This window comes from Planomonospora corallina (assembly GCF_042650625.1).
Classification (GTDB): Bacteria; Actinomycetota; Actinomycetes; order Streptosporangiales; family Streptosporangiaceae; genus Planomonospora_B; species Planomonospora_B corallina.
Genome location: NZ_JBHSBM010000013.1, coordinates 207335 through 229373, shown reverse-complemented (window position 1 = coordinate 229373; position 22039 = coordinate 207335). Strand labels below are relative to the sequence as shown.

22 protein-coding genes are annotated in these 22039 nt (G+C 72.5%); 4 read left to right on the top strand and 18 right to left on the bottom strand.

Annotated elements, in window-relative coordinates; translation table 11 throughout:
* Window positions 1–4 precede the first annotated feature (4 nt).
* From ACFOWE_RS10345 to ACFOWE_RS10305, 9 genes are all read right to left on the bottom strand, one after another.
* On the bottom strand, window positions 5–2428 hold the full coding sequence (locus ACFOWE_RS10345) for an NADH-quinone oxidoreductase subunit G (protein WP_377286996.1): 2424 nt from the start codon (window positions 2426–2428) through the stop codon (window positions 5–7).
* Window positions 2429–2480: 52 nt separating this feature from the next.
* A complete protein-coding gene (nuoF, locus tag ACFOWE_RS10340) occupies window positions 2481–3770 on the bottom strand; it encodes an NADH-quinone oxidoreductase subunit NuoF (RefSeq protein WP_377286995.1) in 1290 nt (429 codons plus the stop codon).
* Window positions 3767–4423 (bottom strand): NADH-quinone oxidoreductase subunit NuoE, encoded by a 657-nt coding sequence (nuoE, locus tag ACFOWE_RS10335; RefSeq protein ID WP_377286994.1) that lies wholly within the window; start codon window positions 4421–4423, stop codon window positions 3767–3769. The genes nuoF and nuoE overlap by 4 nt, the downstream gene beginning before the upstream one ends.
* A complete protein-coding gene (locus tag ACFOWE_RS10330; protein WP_377287130.1) occupies window positions 4420–5676 on the bottom strand; it encodes an NADH-quinone oxidoreductase subunit D in 1257 nt (418 codons plus the stop codon). The genes nuoE and ACFOWE_RS10330 overlap by 4 nt, the downstream gene beginning before the upstream one ends.
* An 83-nt stretch (window positions 5677–5759) precedes the next feature.
* Window positions 5760–6383 carry an NADH-quinone oxidoreductase subunit C gene (locus ACFOWE_RS10325; RefSeq protein ID WP_377287129.1) on the bottom strand — a complete coding sequence of 208 codons (624 nt, stop codon included), beginning with the start codon at window positions 6381–6383 and terminating at the stop codon, window positions 5760–5762.
* A gap of 56 nt (window positions 6384–6439) precedes the next feature.
* The gene (locus ACFOWE_RS10320; RefSeq protein WP_344857669.1) at window positions 6440–6991 is read right to left on the bottom strand and encodes a NuoB/complex I 20 kDa subunit family protein; all 552 of its coding nucleotides are present in this window, start codon (window positions 6989–6991) and stop codon (window positions 6440–6442) included.
* Window positions 6992–6995: 4 nt separating this feature from the next.
* A complete protein-coding gene (locus ACFOWE_RS10315; protein ID WP_068898202.1) occupies window positions 6996–7355 on the bottom strand; it encodes an NADH-quinone oxidoreductase subunit A in 360 nt (119 codons plus the stop codon).
* A gap of 118 nt (window positions 7356–7473) precedes the next feature.
* Window positions 7474–8751 (bottom strand): geranylgeranyl reductase family protein, encoded by a 1278-nt coding sequence (locus tag ACFOWE_RS10310; protein ID WP_377286993.1) that lies wholly within the window; start codon window positions 8749–8751, stop codon window positions 7474–7476.
* A 258-nt stretch (window positions 8752–9009) separates the two neighbouring features.
* On the bottom strand, window positions 9010–9738 hold the full coding sequence (locus ACFOWE_RS10305; RefSeq protein ID WP_377286992.1) for a demethylmenaquinone methyltransferase: 729 nt from the start codon (window positions 9736–9738) through the stop codon (window positions 9010–9012).
* Between the two features lie 78 nt (window positions 9739–9816).
* Here ACFOWE_RS10305 and ACFOWE_RS10300 point away from each other — a divergent pair, with 78 nt between their 5' ends.
* The gene (locus ACFOWE_RS10300; protein WP_377286991.1) at window positions 9817–11085 is read left to right on the top strand and encodes a delta-60 repeat domain-containing protein; all 1269 of its coding nucleotides are present in this window, start codon (window positions 9817–9819) and stop codon (window positions 11083–11085) included.
* A 12-nt stretch (window positions 11086–11097) separates the two neighbouring features.
* On the opposite strand, the gene ACFOWE_RS10295 is transcribed toward ACFOWE_RS10300, so the two are convergent.
* A complete protein-coding gene (locus ACFOWE_RS10295) occupies window positions 11098–11292 on the bottom strand; it encodes a DUF4229 domain-containing protein (protein WP_377286990.1) in 195 nt (64 codons plus the stop codon).
* Window positions 11293–11596: 304 nt separating this feature from the next.
* Between ACFOWE_RS10295 and ACFOWE_RS10290 the strand changes: the two genes are divergently transcribed.
* Complete coding sequence (locus tag ACFOWE_RS10290; protein WP_012887349.1) at window positions 11597–11836, top strand: BldC family transcriptional regulator; 240 nt, start codon at window positions 11597–11599, stop codon at window positions 11834–11836.
* A gap of 130 nt (window positions 11837–11966) precedes the next feature.
* On the opposite strand, the gene ACFOWE_RS10285 is transcribed toward ACFOWE_RS10290, so the two are convergent.
* Both ACFOWE_RS10285 and ACFOWE_RS10280 read right to left on the bottom strand, forming a co-directional pair.
* Entirely contained in the window at window positions 11967–12206 is a 240-nt protein-coding gene (locus ACFOWE_RS10285; RefSeq protein WP_377286989.1) for a hypothetical protein, read from the bottom strand.
* A gap of 10 nt (window positions 12207–12216) precedes the next feature.
* Entirely contained in the window at window positions 12217–13113 is an 897-nt protein-coding gene (locus ACFOWE_RS10280; RefSeq protein WP_377286988.1) for a hypothetical protein, read from the bottom strand.
* A 169-nt stretch (window positions 13114–13282) separates the two neighbouring features.
* Between ACFOWE_RS10280 and ACFOWE_RS10275 the strand changes: the two genes are divergently transcribed.
* Window positions 13283–13585 (top strand): PLDc N-terminal domain-containing protein, encoded by a 303-nt coding sequence (locus tag ACFOWE_RS10275; RefSeq protein WP_377286987.1) that lies wholly within the window; start codon window positions 13283–13285, stop codon window positions 13583–13585.
* Between the two features lie 58 nt (window positions 13586–13643).
* On the opposite strand, the gene ccsB is transcribed toward ACFOWE_RS10275, so the two are convergent.
* The 6 genes from ccsB to ACFOWE_RS10245 are packed head-to-tail and all read right to left on the bottom strand — an operon-like array spanning window position 13644 to window position 19230.
* Complete coding sequence (ccsB, locus tag ACFOWE_RS10270; protein WP_377286986.1) at window positions 13644–14717, bottom strand: c-type cytochrome biogenesis protein CcsB; 1074 nt, start codon at window positions 14715–14717, stop codon at window positions 13644–13646.
* Window positions 14707–16269 (bottom strand): cytochrome c biogenesis protein ResB, encoded by a 1563-nt coding sequence (gene resB / locus ACFOWE_RS10265; protein ID WP_377286985.1) that lies wholly within the window; start codon window positions 16267–16269, stop codon window positions 14707–14709. Before resB ends, ccsB begins: the two co-directional genes overlap by 11 nt.
* Window positions 16269–17003 carry a cytochrome c biogenesis CcdA family protein gene (locus ACFOWE_RS10260; RefSeq protein WP_377286984.1) on the bottom strand — a complete coding sequence of 245 codons (735 nt, stop codon included), beginning with the start codon at window positions 17001–17003 and terminating at the stop codon, window positions 16269–16271. Before ACFOWE_RS10260 ends, resB begins: the two co-directional genes overlap by 1 nt.
* A 15-nt stretch (window positions 17004–17018) precedes the next feature.
* Complete coding sequence (locus tag ACFOWE_RS10255) at window positions 17019–17591, bottom strand: TlpA family protein disulfide reductase (RefSeq protein WP_377286983.1); 573 nt, start codon at window positions 17589–17591, stop codon at window positions 17019–17021.
* A 55-nt stretch (window positions 17592–17646) separates the two neighbouring features.
* The gene (locus ACFOWE_RS10250; protein ID WP_377286982.1) at window positions 17647–18285 is read right to left on the bottom strand and encodes a histidine phosphatase family protein; all 639 of its coding nucleotides are present in this window, start codon (window positions 18283–18285) and stop codon (window positions 17647–17649) included.
* Window positions 18286–18297: 12 nt separating this feature from the next.
* Window positions 18298–19230, bottom strand: coding sequence for a LysR family transcriptional regulator (locus ACFOWE_RS10245; RefSeq protein ID WP_377286981.1), 933 nt, complete (start codon window positions 19228–19230; stop codon window positions 18298–18300).
* Window positions 19231–19597: 367 nt separating this feature from the next.
* On the opposite strand from ACFOWE_RS10245, the gene mycP reads away from it, so the two are divergent.
* Window positions 19598–21955 carry a type VII secretion-associated serine protease mycosin gene (mycP, locus tag ACFOWE_RS10240; RefSeq protein ID WP_377286980.1) on the top strand — a complete coding sequence of 786 codons (2358 nt, stop codon included), beginning with the start codon at window positions 19598–19600 and terminating at the stop codon, window positions 21953–21955.
* Window positions 21956–22039 lie beyond the last annotated feature (84 nt).

The window sequence follows — 22039 nt, the reverse complement described above, 5'->3', positions numbered from 1 at the left end:
AGCTTCATGAGGCACTTCCGATCTTGACGATGTCACCGGCCGCGGCGCGCAGGTCGCGGGTGACCGAACGGCCGCCGGAGGCGGCCGGCAGCCACACCACCCGGTCGGGCAGGGCGGCGATCCGCACCGGCAGGCTCAGCGAGCCCTTCCCGGTGGTGACAGTGATCTTGTCGCCGTCGGCGACGCCCGCCTCGGCCGCCGTGGCGGGCGACACCAGCGCCTCCGCCAGGGGGGCGGTACCCGCCAGGAACGGCTCGCCCACCTGGAGGCGGCCGTCGTCGAGCAGCTGGTGCCAGGTGGCGAGCAGGGCCTCACCGGCCTGCGGGGCCACGGGCTTGACCGCCGCCTCCTCCGGCGCCGCGGCCCGCGTGCCCCGCCACGAGCCGAGCGCGGCCAGCTCGCGCCGGGCGGCGTTCGGGTCGGGCAGGCCCAGGTGCACGTCCATGTGATCGGCGATCGCGGAGATGATCCGCAGGTCGCTCATCACGCCCGGGACGGGGATCGCCTCGGTGAAGGTACGGCCGCGCCCCTCCCAGTTGACGAACGTGCCGGACTTCTCGACCACCGTGGCGACCGGCAGCACCACGTCGGCGCGGTCGGTGACCGCGCTGGCGCGCTGCTCCAGGCTGACGATGAACGGCGTGTTCTCCAGCGCCGCCAGGGCGGCCTGCGGGTCGGGCAGGTCGTAGGGGTCGACACCGGCGACGACGAGGGCGTCGAGCTCCTCGCCGAGCGCCGCCGCCAGCATGCCGGAGGTGTCGCGGCCCGGGGTCTCGGGCAGCGAGGTCACGTCCCACGCCCTGGCGACCTCGGCGCGGGCGTCGGCGTCGTCGACCGGACGGCCGATCGGCAGGAGGTTCGGCAGCGCGCCGGCCTCCAGCGCGCCGCGCTCGCCGGCCCGGCGCGGGACCCAGGCGAGCCGGGCGCCGCTCGCCTCGGCGAGCCGCAGGAGCGCGGAGAAGGCGCCGGGCACGCCCGCGAGCCGCTCCCCGGCGAGGATGACCGCGCCGGGCTTGCGGATCGCCTCGGCCGCCTCCGACGTGCCGACGGACAGGTCCACCAGGGCCTTCGCCTCGGCGCCGGGCAGGGCCTCCACGAGCGTGCCGCCCATCTTGGCCAGGCCCGCGGTGGCGAACGGCGCGACCGAGAAGACCTTCAGGCCCTTCTTCCGGAAGGCCTTGCGGAGCCGGAGGAAGACGATCGGCGACTCCTCGTCGGGCTCGAAGCCCACCAGGAGCACGGCCGGGGCGCTCTCCAGGTCGCGGTAGCGGACCTCGATGCCCTTGCCCGCGACGGCGTGCGCCAGGAAGCGCGCCTCCTCCTCGGAGTGCGGCCGGGCCCGGAAGTCGACGTCGTTGGTGCCGAGGGCGATCCGGGCGAACTTGGCGTAGCCGTACGCCTCCTCGAGGGTGGCGCGCCCGCCGACCAGCACGCCCGCGCGGCCGCGGGCGGCGGCCAGGCCCCTGGCCGCGGCGGCGAACGCCTCCGGCCAGGAGGCGGGGACCAGCCTGCCCTCCTCGTCACGGACGAGCGGGGTCTTCAGCCGGTCGGGCTGGTTGGTGTAGGCGAAGGCGAAGCGGCCCTTGTCGCAGTTCCACTCCTCGTTCACCTCCGGGTCGTTCCCGGCCAGACGGCGGGTGACCTTGCCGCGCCGGTGGTCGGTGCGCAGGGAGCAGCCGCTGGCGCAGTGCTCGCAGGCGGTGGGGGTGGAGACCAGGTCGAACGGGCGCGCCTGGAAGCGGTAGGCGGCGCTGGTCAGCGCGCCCACCGGGCAGATCTGGATGGTGTTGCCCGAGAAGTAGGACTGGAACGGCCGTCCGTCGGCCGTGCCGACCTGCTCCTTGGCCCCGCGCTCGAAGAACTCGATGAGCGGGTCACCGCCGATCTCGTCGGAGAAGCGCAGGCAGCGCGCGCACTGCACGCAGCGCTCGCGGTCCAGCAGCACCTGGGTGGAGAGCGGGACCGGCTTCTCGAAGACGCGCTTCTTCTCCTGGAAGCGGGACTCGCCCTGGCCGTTGGACATGGCCTGGTTCTGCAGCGGGCACTCGCCGCCCTTGTCGCAGACCGGGCAGTCGAGCGGGTGGTTGGTGAGCAGGAACTCCATGACGCCGCGCTGCGCCTTCTCCGCGACCGGAGAGGTGAGCTGGGTCTGCACGACCATGCCCGGGGCGACCTCGGTGGCGCAGGACGGCTGCGGCTTCGGGAAGCCGCGCCCGTTGCCCGCGTCCGGGATCTCCACCAGGCACTGGCGGCAGTTCGCGACCGGGTCCAGCAGCGGGTGGTCGCAGAAGCGCGGGATCTGGATGCCGATCAGCTCGGCCGCCCGGATGACCAGCGTGCCCTTGGGAACGCTCACCTGGAACCCGTCGATCGTCAGGGTCAGCAGCTCCGCCGGCTGCTGCGCCGGCGTGGTGGGTTCGACGCTCATCGTGCCTCCTCCGTCGGCCCCGCGACCGAAACGGTGATGCCGCTGCACATGCTCACTTGGCCCCCCACACCGTGGACAGGGCGGGGTCGAACGGGCAGCCGCCGATCTCGAAGTGCTTGAGGTACTCGTCGCGGAAGTGCTTCACCGACGAGTGGATGGGGCTGGTCGCGCCGTCGCCCAGGGCGCAGAAGGAGCGGCCCAGGATGTTGTCGGCGATGTCGGTGATCGTGGTCAGGTCCTCCTCGGTGCCCTGACCCTTCTCCAGCCGCTTGAGCACCTGCTTGAGCCAGTGGGTGCCCTCCCGGCAGGGGGTGCACTTGCCGCAGGACTCGTGGGCGTAGAACTCGGTCCACCGCATGACCGCGCGGACCACGCAGGTCGTCTCGTCGAAGATCTGCAGAGCCCGGGTGCCGAGCATGGAGCCCTTGGCGCCGACCGACTCGAAGTCGAGCGGCACGTCGAGGTGCTCGTCGGTGAAGATCGGCGTGCTCGACCCGCCGGGGGTCCAGAACTTCAGCCGGTGGCCGGCCCGGATGCCGCCCGCCATGTCGAGGAGCTCGCGCAGCGTGATGCCGAGCGGCGCCTCGTACTGGCCGGGCCGGGTGACGTGGCCGGACAGGGAGAAGATGCCGAAGCCGGCCGACTTCTCGGTGCCCATGCCGGCGAACCACTCGGGGCCGTTGGCGATGATCGAGGGAACAGACGCGATCGACTCGACGTTGTTGATGACGGTCGGGCAGGCGTACAGGCCCGCCACCGCCGGGAACGGAGGCTTGAGACGGGGTTGTCCGCGGTATCCCTCGAGCGAGTCGAGCAGCGCCGTCTCCTCGCCGCAGATGTAGGCGCCCGCGCCGGAGTGCACGACCAGCTCCAGGTCGTAGCCCGAGCCGAAGACGTCCTTGCCGAGGAAGCCCGCCTCGTAGGCCTCGCGCACGGCCGCGTGCAGGCGGCGGATGACGTGCAGGACCTCGCCGCGCACGTAGATGAAGGCCTGGTTCGCGCGGATGGCGTAGGACGTGATGATCACGCCCTCCACCAGCGCGTGCGGGTTGGCCATCATCGTCGGGATGTCCTTGCACGTGCCGGGCTCGGACTCGTCGGCGTTGACCACCAGATAGTGCGGCTTGCCGTCGCCCTGCGGGATGAAGCCCCACTTCATGCCGGTGGGGAAGCCCGCGCCGCCGCGGCCGCGCAGACCGGAGTCCTTGACCGCCTGGATGACGGCGTCGGGGTCCATGCCCAGCGCCTTCTTGGCGGCCTTGTAGTCCCCGCCGTAGCCGGCCAGGGTGAAGGAGTCGGGCCGGTCCCAGTTCGCGGTGAGGACCGGGGTGAGAGTCGTCATGCCTCAGGGGCCTTCCATCCGTTGGCCTTGGCGACCTTCAGGCCCTCCAGGGAGGCGCCCGCCGCCGAGGGACCGTCGCCGGCCTGGTCGTCGGGGAGCCCTGCCAGGATCCGCGACGCCTCCTTGAAGGTGCACAGCTTCTTCGGGCCGCGGGTCGGCGAGACGTCCTTGCCGTCGCGCAGGTCGTCGACGAGCTGCTTGGCCGAGTCGGGGTCCTGGTTGTCGAAGAACTCCCAGTTGACCATCATCACCGGGGCGAAGTCGCAGGCGGCGTTGCACTCCAGCCGCTCCAGCGAGATCTTGCCGTCCCCGGTCGTCTCGTCGTGGCCGACGCCGACGTGCTCCGAGAGCTCGTCCCAGATCTGGTCGCCGCCCATGATCGCGCAGAGCGTGTTGACGCAGACGCCGACGTGGTAGTCGCCCATCGGCCGGCGCTTGTACATCGTGTAGAACGTCGAGACGCCCACGACCTCGGCCTTGCTGACGCCGAGCATCTCGGCGCAGAACTCGTGGCCGTCGTCGGAGACGTAGCCGTCCACCGACTGCACCAGGTGGAGCAGCGGCAGCAGGGCCGAGCGCGGCCGAGGGTAGCGGCCGATGATCTCCTTGGCGTCCCGTTCCAGACGCTCGCGGACCTCACCCGTGTAGGTCATCGGTCCACACCTCCCATAACCGGGTCGATCGAGGCCACCGCCGAGATGACGTCGGCGACCATGCCGCCCTCGCACATCGCCGGGACGGACTGCAGGTTCGTGAACGACGGGTCGCGGAAGTGCACCCGGTAGGGGCGGGTTCCGCCGTCGCTGACCACGTGGGCGCCGATCTCCCCGCGCGGCCCCTCGACGCTGGCGTAGGCCTGTCCGGCCGGGACCCGGAAACCCTCGGTCACCAGCTTGAAGTGGTGGATCAGCGCCTCCATGGACTCGCCCATGATGTGCGCGATGTGATCGGGCGAGTTGCCGTAGCCGTCGGGGCCGAGCGCGAGCTGCGAGGGCCAGCCGATCTTCTTGTCGTCCACCATCACGCGCTGGCCCTTGAGCGGGCCGGTCAGCCGGTCGAGGGCCTGCTCAATGATCTTGAGCGACTCCTCCATCTCGGCCATCCGGACGAGGTAACGGCCGTAGACGTCGGCGGTCCTCTGGGTCGCGACCTCGAACTCGTAGGTCTCGTACCCGCAGTAGGGCTGCGACTTGCGCAGGTCCCACGGCAGGCCGGCGGAGCGCAGGATCGGCCCGGTGACGCCCAGCGCCATGCAGCCGGTCAGGTCGAGGTAGGCGACGTCCTTGGTCCGGGCCAGGTAGACGGGGTTGGCGTCGAGCAGCTTGCGCATCTCCTTGATGCGCTCCGGCATGACCTTGAGCAGCTCGCCGATCTTGTCCACGGCCCCGGCCGGCAGGTCGACGGAGACGCCGCCCGGCCGGACGTAGGCCATGTTCATCCGCAGGCCGGTGATGTACTCCAGCACGTCGAGCACCAGCTCGCGCTCGCGGAAGCCGTAGATCATCGGCGTGGTCGCGCCCAGCTCCATGCCGAAGGTGGCGACGGCCACCATGTGCGAGGAGATGCGGGTCAGCTCCATGGTCATCACGCGCAGCGCCTGGGCCCGCTCGGGGACCTGCTCGGTGATGCCCAGCAGCTTCTCGACGGCCAGGCAGTAGGCCGTCTCGTTGAAGATCGGCGCGAGGTAGTCCATCCGGGTGACCAGCGTGGTCCCCTGGGTCCAGGTCCGGTACTCGCAGGTCTTCTCGATGCCGGTGTGCAGGTAGCCGATGGCCGTGCGGGCCTCGGTGACCGTCTCGCCGTCGAGGGTGAGGATGAGGCGGAGCACGCCGTGGGTGGAGGGGTGCTGCGGCCCCATGTTGATCACGAGCTGCTCGTCCTGCTGGCCGCTCAGCGTGGCGACCAGCTCGGTCCAGTCGTTGCCCGAGACCGTGTAGACCTTGCCCTCCGCGGCTTCCTGGTCCTCAGTGGTCTCCTGGTAGGGCGTACTCACTTGTAGGACCTCCTCTTGTCCGGCGACGGGATCTGGGCGCCGCGGTAGTCGACCGGGATGCCGCCGAGCGGATAGTCCTTCCGCTGGGGGTGGCCGTCCCAGTCGTCGGGCATCATGATGCGGGTCAGCGCCGGGTGGCCGTCGAAGACGATCCCGAAGAAGTCCCAGGTCTCCCGCTCGTGCCAGTCGTGCGTCGGGTAGATCGACACGCTGGACGGGATGTGCGGGTCGGCGTCGGGGCAGGAGACCTCGACGCGCAGGCGCCGGTTGTGCGTGATCGAGCACAGGTGGATCACGGCGTGCAGCTCCTCACCGGCCAGGTGGGGGTAGTGCACGCCGGAGACGCCCAGCGAGAGCTCGAAGCGGAGCGCCGGGTCGTCGCGCAGGTGCCGCAGGACCTCCAGCAGGCGCTCCCGCTTGACGTGGAAGGTCAGCTCGCCGCGGTCCACGACCACGCTCTCGACCGCGCCTGCGAAGTCGCCGCCGAGCGCGCGCTCCAGCTGGTCCGCGATCTCGTCGAAGTAGCCGCCGTAGGGGCGGGGGGTCGACATCCGGGGCGCGCGCCGTACGACCAGGCCGCCGTAGCCGGAGGTGTCCCCGGCGTCCTGCGCGCCGAACATGCCCCGGCGGGCGACCGGTCCTTCCGGCACCCCCGGGAGGTTCTCGGGCTCAGAGGTCACTTGCCGGCTCCCTGGTCGATCAGCGGCAGCGTCCGGAGCGCCCGCAGCTCGAGCTCGTCGATCTGCTTGGCGCGGTGGGCGCCGAACTTCATGTTCTGGATCTTGTCGTGCAGCTTCACGATCGAGTCGATGAGCATCTCCGGCCGCGGCGGGCAGCCCGGCAGGTAGATGTCGACCGGGACCACGTGGTCCACGCCCTGCACGATGGCGTAGTTGTTGAACATGCCCCCGCTCGAGGCGCAGACACCCATGGCGATGACCCACTTGGGCTCGGCCATCTGGTCGTAGATCTGGCGCAGCACCGGGGCCATCTTCTGGGAGAGCCGGCCCGCGACGATCATCAGGTCGGCCTGGCGCGGGGACGCCGAGGCGCGCTCCATGCCGAAGCGCGCCAGGTCGTGCTTGGAGGCGCCGGTCGCCATCAGCTCGATGGCGCAGCAGGCCAGGCCGAAGGTCGCCGGCCAGACGGAGTTCTTGCGCGCCCAGCCCGCCACCTGCTCGACGGTGGTCAGCAGGAAGCCGCTCGGGAGTTTCTCTTCAAGTCCCATAGTCCTAATCCCAGTCCAGGCCCTTGCGGCGCCACACGTACGCGTAGGCGACGAGCACGGTGACGATGAACAGCAGCATCTCGACCAGTCCGAACAGCCCGAGCTGGTCGAAGGCGACCGCCCACGGGTAGAGGAAGATGATCTCGATGTCGAACACGATGAAGAGCATCGCGGTGATCATGTACTTCAGCGGGAAGCGGCCACCGCCGACGGGCTGGGGAGTGGGCTCGATGCCGCACTCGTAGGCGTCGAGTTTCGCGCGGTTCCACCGCTTGGGGCCGGTGAAGGGCGCGATCGTCACCGAGAAGATCGCGAAGCCCGCTCCGAGAACGGCGAGCACCAGGATGGGTGCGTACAGCTCCATCGCTACGCCTCCTCTCCCATCTCCACGCGCGCCGGCGCGTAGCTCACGTTGTGATGTCGGACAAGTCTAGGCGGGACCGTGTCGGCCATTTGTCCCGGCTTCCAGGTGTTTTGCGAGGTCATGCCGGTGGCGCCACCTTCGACAGGGCATTGATGATCCGGTCCGACGCGTCGCCTCGCCGGTCGGTGAGATTAGCAAGGAGTTTGAGCGCGAACCGCATCAGCCGCGGGTGCGGGAAGGCGTGACGGGTCGCGAAGTTCATCACGCCGCGCCGGCTGATCAGCTCGACGAAGCCGCGGCCGAGCGTGAAGTACCCGCCATAGGCGTCCTTCAACGTCTGCGGGTAGGCCCGCAGCACCCGCTCGCGCTGGGCGGGCGTGCTCCTGCCCAGCGCCTGGACGACGGTCTCCGCCGCGATCCGGCCGGTCTCCATCGCGTACGCGATGCCCTCCCCGTTGAACGGATTGATCATCCCGCCCGCGTCGCCGACCAGCACCAGCCCCCGCGTGTAGTGCGGCTGGCGGTTGAACGCCATCGGCAGCGCGGCGCCCCGGATCGGGGTGGTCATGTTCTCCTCGGTGAACCCCCACTCACCGGGCATGTTCTGAGTCCAACGCCGCAGCAGGTCGCGGTAATCCGCACCCTTGAAGGCCGTGCTGGTGTTCAGCAGCCCCAGGCCCACGTTGGCGGTGCCGTCGCCGACCCCGAAGATCCAGCCGTAGCCGGGCAGCAGCTGGTCGCCGTCCCACAGCTCCAGCCAGGTCTCCAGGTAGTCGTCGTCGTGCCGGGGGCTGGTGAAGTAGGTCCGCACGGCGACGCCCATGGGGCGGTCCTCGCGCTTGTGCAGCCCCATCGCCAGGGAGATCCGGGTGGAGTTGCCGTCGGCCGCGACCACGAGGCGGGAGCGGTAGGAGACCTCCTCGCCGTCTTTCTTCGCGGTCACGCCCACGATGTGGCCGCTGCGCTCGTCGAGGATCGGGCCGGTCACGTTGACGCCCTGCAGCAGGCGGGCCCCGCCGCGCACGGCGTTGGCGGCCAGGATCTCGTCGAAGTCCTGCCGGGTGCGGACCAGGCCGAAGTCGGGGTAGCTGGACAGCTCGGGCCAGTCGAGCTCGAAGCGCAGGCCGCCGCCGACGACGCGCAGGCCCTTGTTCCTGACCCAGCCGGGGGCGTCGATGTCGACGCCCATCGCGATGAGCTGCTTGACCGCCCGCGGGGTCAGGCCGTCGCCGCAGACTTTCTCGCGGGGGAACGTGGTCTTCTCCAGCAGCAGGACGTCCAGTCCGGCCTGGGCGAGGTGGTAGGCGGTGGTGGAGCCGGCGGGCCCGGCGCCGACGACGATGACGTCGGCGTCAGCCTCGGTGGCACTCCGCTGTGCGACGGCTGGCACGGTCACGGGACCTGTCCTGTCCTACACGCTTTGACGGCCTCGGGGTAAGGGGCCTTTCGTTCCTTTGTGAAGGTCTTCACAAACTTGTCGGGCGGCAGTCTAACGCTTCCGGAGAGAGAAGTGTCAGGCGGGTGCGACGGGTGTTTCCGCCGTGCCCGCGGCGGTGGCCGGACCGTCTCGCGCCCGCGGAGCGCGCCCTCCGGAAATCTTCCGCGGAACCCTCCCGGGGGCGGGTCTTCCGCCCCCTTCCCCCGCCGCCGGAGATCAATCCTCCGGCTTGAAACCGCGGTGCAGGGCGACGATGCCGAGCGAGAGGTTCCGCCAGGCGACCCGCTTCCAGCCCGCCCGCTGGATGATCCGCGCGAACTCGGCCTGGTCCGGCCACGCCCTGATCGACTCGGCGAGGTAGCCGTAGGAGTCGGGGTTGGAGCTGACGAGCCGGGCGGCGACCGGGAGCATGCGCATGAGGTACTGCGTGTAGACCACGTCGAAGGAGCGGTTGACGGGCCGGGAGAACTCGCAGACGACCAGCCGCGCGCCGGGCCTGGCCACGCGGAGCATCTCGCGCAGCGCCTGCTCGGTGTCCTTGACGTTGCGGACCGCGAAGGAGATCGTCACCGCGTCGAAGCTGTCGTCGGCGAAGGGCAGGTTGAGCGCGTCGCCCGCGACGAACGTCACCCCGCGCACCCCTCCGCCGGAGATGCCCGACCCGCCGCGCCGCTCGACGCCGGTGCGGAGCATGCCGAGGGAGAAGTCGGAGGCGATGGCCCGGGCGCCGAGCGAGGTGAAGGCGTCGGTCGAGGTGCCGGTGCCCGCGCCCAGGTCGAGGACGAGCTCACCGGGTCCGGCGTCGACCGCGGCGGCGGTGGCCCTGCGCCAGAGCCTGTCCATCCCCAGGGAGAGCACGTCGTTCATCAGGTCGTAGCGCCGGGCCGTGCGATCGAACATCGAGGCGACCTCGTGCGGTTGCTTGTCCAGCGAAGCGCGCGTCATGGGTGCAAGCCTAGGCCCGGCGGGACAATCCACGGAAAGTAGCATCATGATTACCAAGAGTCTGTTAGAACTTGGCGGGTGTTTGCCAGAAGCCTTCCCTCCTCCGCCCTGGCCGCCGCACTCGCCCTCACCGCCGTGGCGGTGACCGGGGGCGCCGCCGCCGCCGGCACCGTGGAGCACCGCCGGATCGTCTCCGCCGATCCGGTGGACACCACCCCCCACGTGCTCGACGGCATCGTCAACGCCATCGCCCTGGTGGGCGGGACGGTGGTGGTCGGCGGCTCGTTCGGCGAGGTCCGCGACGCCGGGAGCGCGCGGGTCCTGGAACGCGCCAACATCTTCGCCTACGACCTGGCCACCGGGCGGATCCTGCCGGACTTCGCCCCCGAGCTGGACGGCCCGGTCAACGCCCTGGCGGCGGGGGCCGGCGGCACCGTCTACGCGGGGGGCGCCTTCGCGGAGACCGGCGGCGCGCAGGCCCGCCGGCTGGTCCGCCTCCGGATCTCCGACGGGGCGCCGGTGCCGGACTTCCGCGCCCAGGCCCACGGCGGTACGGTCACCAGCCTCGTCCGGCACGGCTCCCACCTCTACGTGGGCGGGGACTTCACGCACGTCGGGAGCGTCCGCCGCACCGCCCTGGCCCGGCTGGACGCCGCCACCGGGGCGGTGGACCCCGCGTTCTCGGTCACGCCGGGCGCCCCGCGGGGGTCACGGGTCAAGGTGTACGCCATGGCGCTGGCCGCCGGCCGCCTCGCGGTCGACGGCGGCTTCGACACCCTCGACGGGCTCTCCCGGCCGCAGCTCGGCCTCATCGACGTCGCGTCCTCGCCCGCGAGGGTCGCGGACTGGCGGACCGACGCCTACGCGCCGAAGTGCAAGCCGGACTTCCCCAGCTACGTCAGAGGGCTGGACTTCGCGCCCGACGGCAGCTACTTCGTGGTCGTCACCAGCGGTGGAGCGGGCGGCGCGGACAAGCTGTGCGACAGCGCCGCGCGCTTCGAGGCCCGCGTCCGGGGCGAGACCGATCCGACCTGGGTGAACCACACCGGGGGCGACACGCTCTACGCGGTGGCGGTGACCGGGGCGGCGGTCTACGTGGGCGGCCACCAGCGCTGGCTCGACAACCCCCACGGCCGCGACTCCGCGGGCCCGGGAGCCGTCTCCCGGCCGGGGATCAGCGCGATCCATCCGGTCACCGGCAGGGCGCTGCGGTGGAATCCCACCCGGGACCGGGGAATCGGCGTCAAGGCGTTTCTCGCCCACCGGGGAGGGCTACTCGTCGGTAGCGACACGACCCGGCTCGGCCGCGAGTACCATGCCCGGATCGGCATGTTCCCGTTGCCGTGACATTCGGTGCTTTCAGCGATTCTTGGTGATTCGCGAGCTCAGCGCGTCCCGCTGCTTGGACAGCAGGACGTAGCTGGCCAGGCCGCTGACGAGGAATGACGCGACCAGCAGCCAGAAGGGGTCGCGGAGCCCGAGCAGGTAGAGCACGCCGGCGGCCACGAGCAGCAGGGCGATCCGGGAAGCGGTGTAGACGAGAGCGGGATGCACGGCATCGAGGCTACGTCACCGCGGCGGTGCCACCGCGGCCGGGCGAGCGGCACCGGGGTAAAGGCGCCGCCAACCGGCCTCTCGGCGGGTCACGGGAAGACTCTTCGCATCCGGTGCGAGCACTGCTAGTGTTCCCAACAGATCAGTTACGTAAAGAAACACCCACGAGAGCCTCAAAGAGGCTCTATCATATAACAATCGGGCAGTCAGTCGATAACAACCCGTGATCTTTGTTCAAAAGCACGGATAAATCAGGCTTCGCTCGGCACACTGGTTACCTGTCCGCCCGCTGGCAGGAAGCGGGATGCGAGGGGGAGAGATTGTGGAGAGTAGCAGCGAGCGTCTGCTGACACCTGGAGAGGTTGCCGCCCTCTTCCGGGTCGACCCAAAGACGGTGACGCGCTGGGCCGCGGCAGGCCGCATCAGCAGCATCCGTACCCCCGGAGGGCACCGGCGTTTCCGCGAGTCGGAAGTGCACGCCCTTCTGCGCGGAGAGGACGTCCTGACGGCCGAACGGCCGGCAGGCGAGTCCCCCCGCGTCTGACGACGCCGCACGACGTCGTGCCATCGGTGATCCTGCGCGTCTTACCCGGAAGCCGCAGGGTCACCATGGAGTCACCACAGGGCGAGCACGCGGGGCGCCCCGGAGCGAGCCGCCCGTCCCGGCGGGCCCCTCAGTCCTCCTGCTCCGCCTTGAAGGCCAGGAACTCCTGCTCCAGCTCGTCGTTCTCCTCCAGCCACCGACGGCGCCGCTGCGCCATCTCCTCCTCGGTGAGCGACTCGGGCAGCCAGCGCTCGTAGTCCGGGTCCCCCGGTGCGATCTCCACGTACGCGTTGCCGATCAGAAGCCCGTCATCGCTGGTCAGGCTCTGCGGCACGCGCAGGGTCCCGTCCGCGAGCCGGATGACGTACATCCCAGACCACCTAGATTCCGTAGCGCCGGTTGAAGAACAGCATGACAGTCAGCGCCATCCGCGTGTCCCCGCTCAGCATGTCCACCAGGGCGGGACGCTGCCGGGAGGCGATGGCCGCGAAGGCGTCGGCGAAGAACTCCCTGCGGCCCAGAATCCCCGGCTGCAGGTGGAAGCCCGAGGCCAGGACCGGGACGCACTGCTCGTAGAGGGCCCTGAACTCCGCGGAGTCCGACACCCAGTCTCCATGGGGCGCGTCCACGTCGTCCAGCGCATGCCCGATCTCGTGCATCATCACGTCGGGGGTGGGCGAGGGCCTGTCCCCCACCACGACCTTGCGGTCTCCGTACGCTCCGGCGCAGACGTCCCAGGTCGCCCTGCCCGAGGGCAGCGGCGCGCCCCGCAGGTATCCCATGTCGTCCAGGTCGGGCACGCCGCCCGCGCCGACGTAGATGCCCTCCAGCCCCTCGGCCAGCTTGGCCTTGAGCCGGTCCGGCAGCCGGGCGAGGCTCTCCACCGCCGCCACGGTCTCCGGGGGCGGCGGTCCCTCCCGCGCGTCCCACTGGCGGTGCAGCACGTGCTCCAGCGCGCCGCAGTGCCGCAGGCCGTCGCCCAGGCCGGGGACGTCCGGGGCGTTCGGCCGGGCCCGGGGCCGCTCGTACTCCAGCTCGAAGTCGCGCCAGGTGTACTGCGGGCGGTCGGCGGGGACGGGAGCCGGCCTCCCCGGCCGCCGCTCCGGTTCGCGGAGGACCTCCCGGGGCGTCCTGGGCGCCTGGACCTCCCGGGGTGCCTGGGCCTCCCTGGACGACTGGGCCTCCCGGGGCGCCTGGCGCACGGCGCCCTCGCCGCCGCGGCGCGGGCTCTCCCGCTGCCACCACCGCCGCCGGTGCCGGCCCCGGTCCGTGCTCACCCTGTCCACCCGCGCGAATGCGCCATCACGCGCTCCTGTCGGAAAACGACGGGTCCTGCCGTACGGGGTCCTACCGTACGACGGGGATCTCGCCTCCGTCACCCCCGCGGGGGCCGGCCCTGTCCCCGACCGGCTCCGATCACCCGCCGCAATGGCTTACAGTGCGGGCATGTCCGTGCTTCTCGGTCTGGCCGTGCTCGCCTTCTGGCTCTACTGCCTGTTCGACGTCATCACCACTCCGGACGAGGAGGTCAGATACCTTCCCAAGATCCTGTGGGTGCTCGTCGTCGTGCTCCTGGCCATGATCGGCGGCCTGTTCTGGCTGTTGCTCGGCCGTCCCCTCGGCCCCCGCGCGCCTCGCCTGGTCCTCCCCCCGGAGGTCCCCGGCCCCCGCCCCCAGGCGCCGCGCGGCCCCGACGACGACCCCGACTTCCTGCGCGACCTCGACCGGCGCCTGCGCGACGAGGACTGACCGCGGGGCCCGTCCCCGGACCGGGGCGGGCCCCGCCGCGCTCTCACCAGGACGGCCGCTACGGCACCTCGGCGTAGGAGTGCAGGCCGTCGATGAAGAGGTTCACCCCGATGAGGTTGAACAGCAGGCAGGCGAAGGCGACGAGCTGCACGATCATCGCCGACCTGCCCTTCCAGCCGGCGGTCGCGCGGGCGTGCAGATAGCCGGCGTAGACGATCCAGGTGATGAACGCCCAGATCTCCTTGGGGTCCCAGCCCCAGTAGCGGCCCCACGCCTTGTCCGCCCAGAGCGCGCCGGCGATGACGGCGAAGGTCCAGATCGGGAAGCCGATCACGATGGCCCGGTGCGCGACCCGCTCCAGCTCCTGCCGGGTCGGCAGGTGGTCGGCGGCCTCGTGCCTGATCAGATAGATGACGCCGCAGGCCCCGGCGACGATGAACAGGCCGCTGGCGAGGACGGCCGCCGAGACGTGGATCGCGATCCAGTAGGAGTTCAGCGCCACCATCGCCGGAGCGGTCTCCACGTGCCAGGAGTGCACCGCGTAGCCCAGGCCGAGCCCGGCGGCGCCCGTGATGAAGGAGCCCAGGAAGCGCACGGGGTAGCGCAGCTGCATCAGCAGGAAGGCGCCCACGGCCGCCAGGCACATGGCGACCATGAACTCGTACAGGTTGCCCCAGGGCCACCGGCTCGCGGCCAGGCCCCGGGTCACCAGGGAGCCCGCGTTCGCCACCAGGCCGATCCAGCTCAGCACGGTCGCGGCGGCGCCGGCCTTCAGCACCCAGCCGGACGGCGCCCCGCCCTCGGCACCCTCGGCGCTCCCGGCGCCGTCCTCCGCCGCGGCGCTCCCGGCCGGCGCGGCGGTCCCGCCGCCGGTGTCGCCGGCGTCCTCCCCGGACGCCTGCCCGCCCGCCTGCCCGGTGACCGCGGTGGGGGCGCCGACCGCGGCGAGCGCGGGCTCGGTCCCGGGTGCGGCCTCCGCGGACGCGTCCGCCCGCCCCGCGGCGCGGGACGAGGCCCGGCCGAACGCGAGATCCAGCGCGTACCCGATCATCGCGAGGGCGTAGAGCAGCACCGTCACCAGGATGAGCTGGTCGCTCAGCGCGGCGAGACCGGAATCGACCTCAGCGGGCATCCTTCACTCCAGGGTTGGAACCGTGATTCAGGGCGGCGACGATCCCGGCGAACTCCTCGCCGAAGTCACCGCCTTCGGTGCGGGTGAGACCGCCCGCCTCGGTGGCGCCGCCCTCGCGGACCCGCACCCAGACGCGGCGGCGGCGGACGGTGAGGGAGAACACCAGCGCGACGGTGGCCACGGCCGCGGAGAGCAGGGCGGGCAAGCGGCCGGGGTCGTGGGTGATCTGGAGGGCGATCCACTCCTTGACCCCGGTGAACTCGATCGTGCCCGCGCCGCCCGGCAGCTGGAGCTTCTCCCCGACCTGGAGCGGATCGGCCTTCATCACCAGCGGCTTCATCTTCTTGAGGATCTCCGCCGGGATCTCGTAGACCGACTGCGGCCTGCCGTCGCCCATGCCGAGGTCGCCGGCGAAGGCGCCGTACACCTGCGCGACCGGGTTGACCGCACCGGGGAAGGCCGACGTCCACTCCCCGCCCTCGACCTGCACGCCGGTGGGCAGGAAGGCGATCATGAGGCCGAGCTGCTCCGGCCGGGCGTCGGGGACCTTGACGACGCACTCGGAGGCGAACGTCGCCGCCTGTGCGACCAGGCACGGCACCGCCCCCTCGAAGGCGACCTGCCCCTCGCCGTCCGTGACCTTGAAGGTGGGCGCGTAGCCGTGGTCGATCAGGTAGGTCAGGGTGCCGTTCACGTCGAGCGGCTCGTTCACCTTCAGCTCGTACGTCCGCCCGGCGGCCCCCGGCGCGTCGCTCACCGCGAGCTTCGCCGAGTAGTCCAGCGCCTGGCCCCGCTTGGCCCCCTGGGCGATGTAGGTGGCCTGGAAGTCCTCCAGGGTGAACGAGAACGGCTCCAGCGACTCGGCGTTCACCTGCTGACCCGGCATGTAGCGGTCGTAGGCGGCCACCGTGTTGGCGAACCCGGCGCCCTCCACGACCAGCACGTTGCCGCGGTAGCCGTACAGCGAGCCGATCCCGATCGCGACCAGCAGGCCGACCAGCGCGACGTGGAAGAACAGGTTGCCGGTCTCGCGCAGGTAGCCCTTCTCCGCCGCGACCCAGTCGGGCCCGGTGGTGATCCGGAAGCGGAGCCGGCGCAGCCGCCGGGCCGCCTCCTCCACCGTCAGGTCGCCGTCGAGTACGGCGTGCTGCGGCAGCCGGGACAGGTTGCGCGGCGCCGCGGGCGGCTTCCTGCGCAGCTCCCGCAGATGGGCCGCGGCGCGCGGGAGGACGCACCCGATCAGCGAGACGAACAGCAGCAGGTAGACCGCGGCGAACCACGGCGCCTGGAAGACGTCGAACATCCAGAGCCGGTCCAGCCACTCGGCCAGCCGGGGGCTGTCGGCGTAGTACTGCGCGACCTTGGCGTCGGAGACGCCGCGCTGCGGCCAGATCGACCCGGGGATCGAACCCAGGGCCAGCAGGAACAGCAGGATCAGCGCGGTCCGCATCGAGGTGAGCGTGCGCCAGGACCAGCGCAGCCAGCCGGCCGCGCCCAGCCGCACCGGCCGGACCGCGGTCTTCTCCTCGGGAGTGTCGTCGGTAAGGGTCATCAGATCACCGGCTGGAATCCGCCGATCCACCCCTGCATCGCCGCGACGAGGTCTCCCCAGACGCCGGTGACGAGCAGCAGGCCGACGGCGACCAGCATGGCCCCGCCCACCCGGGTGATCAGCTGCGTGTGGCGGCGGACCGCCTTGAACGTGTGCAGGGCCCTGCGGTAGGCCAGTCCGGCCGCCACGAACGGCAGGCCGAGGCCGAGCGCGTAGCCGAAGGCGAGCAGCGCGCCGCGCCCGGCGCTGCCCTCGGTCACGCCGAGCGTGAGCACGGCGGCGAGGGTGGGGCCGATGCAGGGGGTCCAGCCGAGGCCGAACACCACGCCGAGCAGCGGCGCCCCGGCGAGCCCGGCGGCGGGGAGCCGGTGGACGCGCACGTCCCGCTGGAGCCCGGGGACGAAACCCATGAAGGCGAGCCCGAGCACGATCGTGAGCGCCCCGAGCACCCGGGTGATGACCTCGGCATTGCCGAACAGCACCGAGCCCAGGGTCCCGAAGAGCGCCCCTCCGGCCACGAACACGGCGGCGAAGCCGAGGACGAACAGCACCGTCCCGGCGACCATCCGGCCCCGCCGGGGGTCGGCGCTCATCCCGGTCACGTAGGACAGGTAGCCGGGCACCAGCGGCAGCACGCACGGCGACAGGAACGACACCAGCCCCGCGGCGACGGCGATCGGCAGGGCCAGCGCGAGCGAGCCGCTCGCCACCGTGCTCGCCAGGTCGGCGCTCATCGCGGGCGCCCCGGGTTACTTCTCATCGCCGATCTTCTCGACGGCCGCCAGCAGGTCGCCGTACTTGACCGCGCCGAGGGCGCGGGCCGCGATCCGGCCCTGCCGGTCGATGATCAGCGTCGAGGGGATGGCCGCCGGGGGGACCGTGCCCTGGAAGGCGAGCGCCACCTTGCCGGGCTGGTCGTAGATGCTCGGGTAGCCGGGCTGCTCGGTGCGCTCGAAGGCGAGCGCCTGGCTCCTGTCGTCCTTGAAGTCGACGCCGAGGAACTCCACCCCGTCCGCCTTGGTCCTGGCGGCGATGTCCTTCAGCACCGGGGCCTCGGCGCGGCAGGGCGCGCACCAGGAGGCCCAGAAGTTCAGCACCACGACCTTGCCCCTGTGCGCGGCGAGGGACGCGGTGCCGCCGTCCAGGGTCTCCCCCTCGACCGCGGGGGCGGGCCTGCGCCCGGCCGCCTCGAAGACGGTGACCTTGCCGTCCCCGGCGACGAACCGGGTGTCCCCCGACTGCGGCGCGGACGCCTGGCTCCCGGCGCACCCGGCCGCCAGTACGGCGAGCAGCGCGAGGGCGGCGAGCGGTCTGGCGCGCATCGAAGGTCGGTCTCCTTGTACTACAAGCGGTAGAGCTGCAACTCTACCGGCGAGGTCACGCGCCCGGCACAGTGGGGCGCTTGACGAGGGCGGCCGCCGGCTCGGAGTATCCGACGCTGGCCAGCCGGTCGTCCTCGAAGCAGAGGCTCGTGACACTGGCCAGTCCGCACTGGCGGCGGCGCGGGTCGTGCGGGAGCCGCCTGCCCTCGGCCGCCAGCCGGATGATCCAGATGGGGAGCTGGTGGCTGACCAGCACCGCCTCGTGTCCGCGCGCCGCCCTGCGCGCCGACAGGATCGCCCCCCGCATGCGCTGCACCACGTCGGCGTAGCGCTCGCCCCAGGACGGGCGGAGCGGGTTCCACAGATGGCGGTAGAGGCGGGGGCTGCGGAAGACGCCCTCCCCGCCGCCGACGGAGACGCCCTCGAAGATGTTGGCCGCCTCGATCAGGCGCTCGTCGATCCGCACCTCGAGCCCGAAGGTCTCCGCGAGCGGGGCGGCGGTCTGCTGGGCGCGCTCCAGCGGGGAGGAGAACAGCGCGACGACGTCGCGCCCGGCCATCGACTTGGCCACCGTCTCGGCCATCAGGCGGCCGTTCTCCGACAGGTTGTAGCCCGGAAGCCGGCCGTACAGGACGTTGGCGGGGTTGTGCACCTCGCCGTGGCGCAGCAGGTGGATGACAGTGGTCTCAGCCATGGTGCCGTCAGCCTACCCATCGGTAGACGCGAATCGCACTTCCCCCCGCAGTCCCGCCGAGGCCGCGCGGAGCACGTCGACCGCGGCGCGGATCGCCGGGCGGCGGGCCGCGTCGCTCCGCCAGAGCGCGTAGATGCGGCGGGTGGGGAGCGGCCGGACCGCGACGGCCCGGACCCCCTCCGGGACGGAGTCGCGGCCGAGACGGGGCACGATCGCGCAGCCCTGCCCGGCCGCGGCGAGCGCCAGCTGGGTGGGGTACTCGTCCGCCATGCAGGCGATCTCCGGCTCCAGCTCGGCCGAGCGGAGCGTGTAGACCAGCCAGTCGTGGCAGACCGTCCCGGGCGAGCCGCTGATCCACCGCTCCCCGGACAGCTCCGCCAGCTCGATCTCGGCGCGGCCGGCCAGCGGATGGTCCGCGGGCAGGACCACGTCGGCGACGTCGTCGAAGAGCGTGGCCCGGGAGAGCCCGTCGGGGATGGCCATCGGCCGGTTCACCCAGTCCTGGACCACCGCGAGGTCGAGCTCGCCCCGGGAGACCTCCAGGAGCTGCCGGCCCGGCTCGCGCTCGTGGAGCTGGATCCTCAGCTCGGGGTGGCGCTCCCGCAGCAGGACCAGCGCCTGCGGCATCAGCCCCCGGGCCGCCGTGGGGAAGGCCCCGATGCTCAACCGGCCCACGACCGCGCCGCGGAGCGCCTCGAAGTCGGCCTCGGCGGTCTCCACCAGCGCCAGGATGCGCTCGGCGTGGTCGGCCAGGAGCCCGGCCGCGTCCGTCAGCCGCACCCCCCGCCCGTTGCGCTCCAGCAACGTCGCGCCGGTCTCCCGCTCCAGCTTGGCGAGCTGCTGCGAGACCGCGGACGGGGTGACCATGAGCGCCTCGGCCGCCGCGCCCACCGAGCCGTACACGGCCACGGCGTGCAGCGCCTTGAGGCGGTTCAGATCCAACATCCAAGCAGTCCTAAATCAACGCTGCGGAAAATCACATTATGGCTGAACAGTCGGACCCGGTCCACCGCACCGCGAGCCGCCGGCCGCCCAGGACGGTGGCCGTGCGGTCGCGGTACGGCCGGCCGGAGCCGGAGCCGGGGCCGGGCCGGTGCCGGGCCGGTGCCGGGGACCGGGCCGGTGCCGGGCCGGTGCCGGGGACCGGGCCGGAAGGCGCCGCGGGCGATCGGCTCGGGAGTTCCCTCGCGCAATCCCTAAGGAACCCCGGCGGGCGGCCGAAGGGACAGTACGCTCGCCGGCCGGTCCCCGCGCGGCCCGGATCGGCGCGGCGCACCGCACACGGCTCCATCCACGGACGGGGAGAACCAGCATGCCAGCCACCCGGCTCCTGAGCGCCCTCACCGCGGTCGCGGTGACCGCCGCCGGCATCACCGCCTACGCCTCCGTCTCCCCGGACGGCGGACCGGCGACCGCACCGGCCGCCGCCTCCCAGTCCTCCGGGAACCGCCCGGCGGCCGCGCCCGCCACCGGATCCACCGCCGGCGCCGGGACCGCCGCCCGACCCGCCTCCGCCGGGAGCACCGGGCGACCGGACGCCTCCGGGACCGCCGGCCGGACGGCCGCGCCCGCGGCCCGCCGCACCTCCCCCGCCCCCGCCGTCGAGGACTGGAAGCCGCGTGAGCCCGTCGGCCTGACCGGCCCGGTCTCCGAGGTCCTCGCCGAGGCCCCGGAGCGCGGACCGGTCCGCATCGTCGCCCTGACCGCCGACTCCTCCGGGAGGCCGCGGGTCACCGTCACCGTCGCCGAGGACCGGCAGGAGGCCGTCGGCGCGGTGGAGGACGCCCGCGCCGTGCCCGGCGCGCTCGCGGTGGTCGTCGACTCGAAGGTCACCGCCTCGCGCACCCCCGCCCCGGCCGCCGGGCCGGACTCCGCCGGGACCGCCGACGGCGCGGCCGAGGCCGCGGAGAGCGCCACGGGCGCCGGCGCGGCCCCCGCCCCGGACGGCGGAGGCACGACGACCGCCGGGCCGGACTCCGCCGACGGCGCCACCGGCGCCGAGACCTCCCCCTCGTCCTCCGCCGCGCCCTCCGCCGCGCCCTCCGCCGCGCCCTCCAGCGAGGGCGACGGCCCCGCTCCCGGCCACGCCACCACGGACACCGCCACGGGCACCGGCACGGACACCACCGCGGGCACCGGCACGGACACCACCGCGGGCACCGGCACGGACACCACCGCGGGCACCTCGGACGGCGCCTCCGCCTCCACCGCCTCCGCCTCGGCCGCCGGGGTGAACGACGCGCTCCGCTCCCGTCAGTGGGCGCTGAACCTGCTCTCCGGAGAGGCCGTGTGGGCCTCCGCCACCGGCACCGGGCAGACCGTCGCCGTCGTCGACAGCGGCGTGGACGGCTCCCACCCGGACCTGGCCGACGCGGTCCTGCCCGGCACCGACCTGGTGAGCCGTACCGGTGACGGGCGCACCGACCCGAACGGACACGGCACCCACGTCGCGGGCATCATCGCCGCGAGAGCGGACAACGGCGTGGGAGTCGCCGGACTCGCCCCCGGCGCGAAGATCCTGCCGGTCCGCGTGCTCGACAAGAACGGCTCCGGCTGGACCTCCGCCATCGCCAACGGCATCGTCTACGCCGCCTCCCACGGCGCGACCGTCATCAACCTCTCCCTGGGCGGCCCGGGCGCCGACCCGGTGCTGAAGTCCGCGATCGACTACGCCCTCGCCAGGAACGTCGTCGTGGTCGCCGCCGCCGGGAACTCCGGCCAGGCCTGCTCGCAGGTCTCCTACCCGGCTCCGGGTGAGAACTGCGGCAACCCGGTCAGCTACCCGGCGGCCTACCCCGGCGTCGTCGCGGTCGCGGCCACCACGTCCACCGACGCCCGGGCGGCGTTCTCCCAGTACGGCTCCTACGTCGACCTGGCCGCCCCCGGTGTGAGCGTCGTCTCCACCGTCCCCTCGGGTCAGTACGCCTCCATGAGCGGCACGTCGATGGCCTCGCCGTACGCCGCCGCGGCGGCGGCGCTGGTCCGGGCGGAGTTCCCGGAGGCGGGGGCCTCCCAGGTGGCCACCCGGCTCGCGGACACCGCGCTCGACCTCGGCGCCGCCGGCCGTGACGACCTCTACGGCGCCGGCCGGATCCGGCCGCTCGCGGCGCTCTCCGCCGACAGCACGCCGCTCCCCGCCGAGGCCACCGTCACCGGGCTGGCGCTGTCCGCCGGCACGGTGACCGCAGGGCAGTCGGTGCGGGCGACCGTCACGGTGCGGACCGCCCACGGCGCCGGGGTCAGCGGCACCGCCCGGCTGTGCAGCCGCAGGCTCACCGTCTCCTCCTACAGGTGCGCCGCCGTGGCCGTGCACAACGGCACCGGCACCGCGTCGCTGCGCGTCGACGCCGGGACCTACGCCTACGCGCAGTTCACCGGCACCTCGACCGCGGCCGCGAGCACCAGCCGGACCGTGCGCGTCAGCGCGCGGCCGAGGACGGCGGTGAGCGGAGGCACGAAGAAGGTGGTCTTCCGGGTCTACCAGCCGCAGCGGCAGCAGGTCGCGGTGCAGCGCTACCTGCGCGGCGCGTGGCGCACGGTCAAGAAGGTCACCGTCTACCGCACCTCCGCCTACACCACGAGCGGACTGGCCCGCGGCACCTACCGGATCGTGGTCCCCGGCACCCGCGACCTGCTCTCGGCGACGTCCGGGAAGATCGGCGTCCGCTAGCGCACCCCGGCGGTGGGAGCCGCCCGGATGCGCCTGGCGGCCCCGTCCCGGCCGGGTCTTTCTCCGCGTGACCCGCGCGGTGAC

Coding starts and splice junctions, on each gene's coding strand:
- ACFOWE_RS10345 (WP_377286996.1), bottom strand. CDS start 2,428: ATGAGCGTCGAACCCACCACGCCGGCGCAGCAGCCGGCGGAGCTGCTG.
- nuoF (WP_377286995.1), bottom strand. CDS start 3,770: ATGACGACTCTCACCCCGGTCCTCACCGCGAACTGGGACCGGCCCGAC.
- nuoE (WP_377286994.1), bottom strand. CDS start 4,423: ATGACCTACACGGGTGAGGTCCGCGAGCGTCTGGAACGGGACGCCAAG.
- ACFOWE_RS10325 (WP_377287129.1), bottom strand. CDS start 6,383: ATGTTCGGCGCGCAGGACGCCGGGGACACCTCCGGCTACGGCGGCCTG.
- ACFOWE_RS10320 (WP_344857669.1), bottom strand. CDS start 6,991: ATGGGACTTGAAGAGAAACTCCCGAGCGGCTTCCTGCTGACCACCGTC.
- ACFOWE_RS10315 (WP_068898202.1), bottom strand. CDS start 7,355: ATGGAGCTGTACGCACCCATCCTGGTGCTCGCCGTTCTCGGAGCGGGC.
- ACFOWE_RS10305 (WP_377286992.1), bottom strand. CDS start 9,738: ATGACGCGCGCTTCGCTGGACAAGCAACCGCACGAGGTCGCCTCGATG.
- ACFOWE_RS10290 (WP_012887349.1), top strand. CDS start 11,597: ATGCGAGGGGGAGAGATTGTGGAGAGTAGCAGCGAGCGTCTGCTGACA.
- ACFOWE_RS10285 (WP_377286989.1), bottom strand. CDS start 12,206: ATGTACGTCATCCGGCTCGCGGACGGGACCCTGCGCGTGCCGCAGAGC.
- ACFOWE_RS10275 (WP_377286987.1), top strand. CDS start 13,283: ATGTCCGTGCTTCTCGGTCTGGCCGTGCTCGCCTTCTGGCTCTACTGC.
- ccsB (WP_377286986.1), bottom strand. CDS start 14,717: ATGCCCGCTGAGGTCGATTCCGGTCTCGCCGCGCTGAGCGACCAGCTC.
- resB (WP_377286985.1), bottom strand. CDS start 16,269: ATGACCCTTACCGACGACACTCCCGAGGAGAAGACCGCGGTCCGGCCG.
- ACFOWE_RS10260 (WP_377286984.1), bottom strand. CDS start 17,003: ATGAGCGCCGACCTGGCGAGCACGGTGGCGAGCGGCTCGCTCGCGCTG.
- ACFOWE_RS10255 (WP_377286983.1), bottom strand. CDS start 17,591: ATGCGCGCCAGACCGCTCGCCGCCCTCGCGCTGCTCGCCGTACTGGCG.
- ACFOWE_RS10250 (WP_377286982.1), bottom strand. CDS start 18,285: ATGGCTGAGACCACTGTCATCCACCTGCTGCGCCACGGCGAGGTGCAC.
- ACFOWE_RS10245 (WP_377286981.1), bottom strand. CDS start 19,230: ATGTTGGATCTGAACCGCCTCAAGGCGCTGCACGCCGTGGCCGTGTAC.
- mycP (WP_377286980.1), top strand. CDS start 19,598: ATGCCAGCCACCCGGCTCCTGAGCGCCCTCACCGCGGTCGCGGTGACC.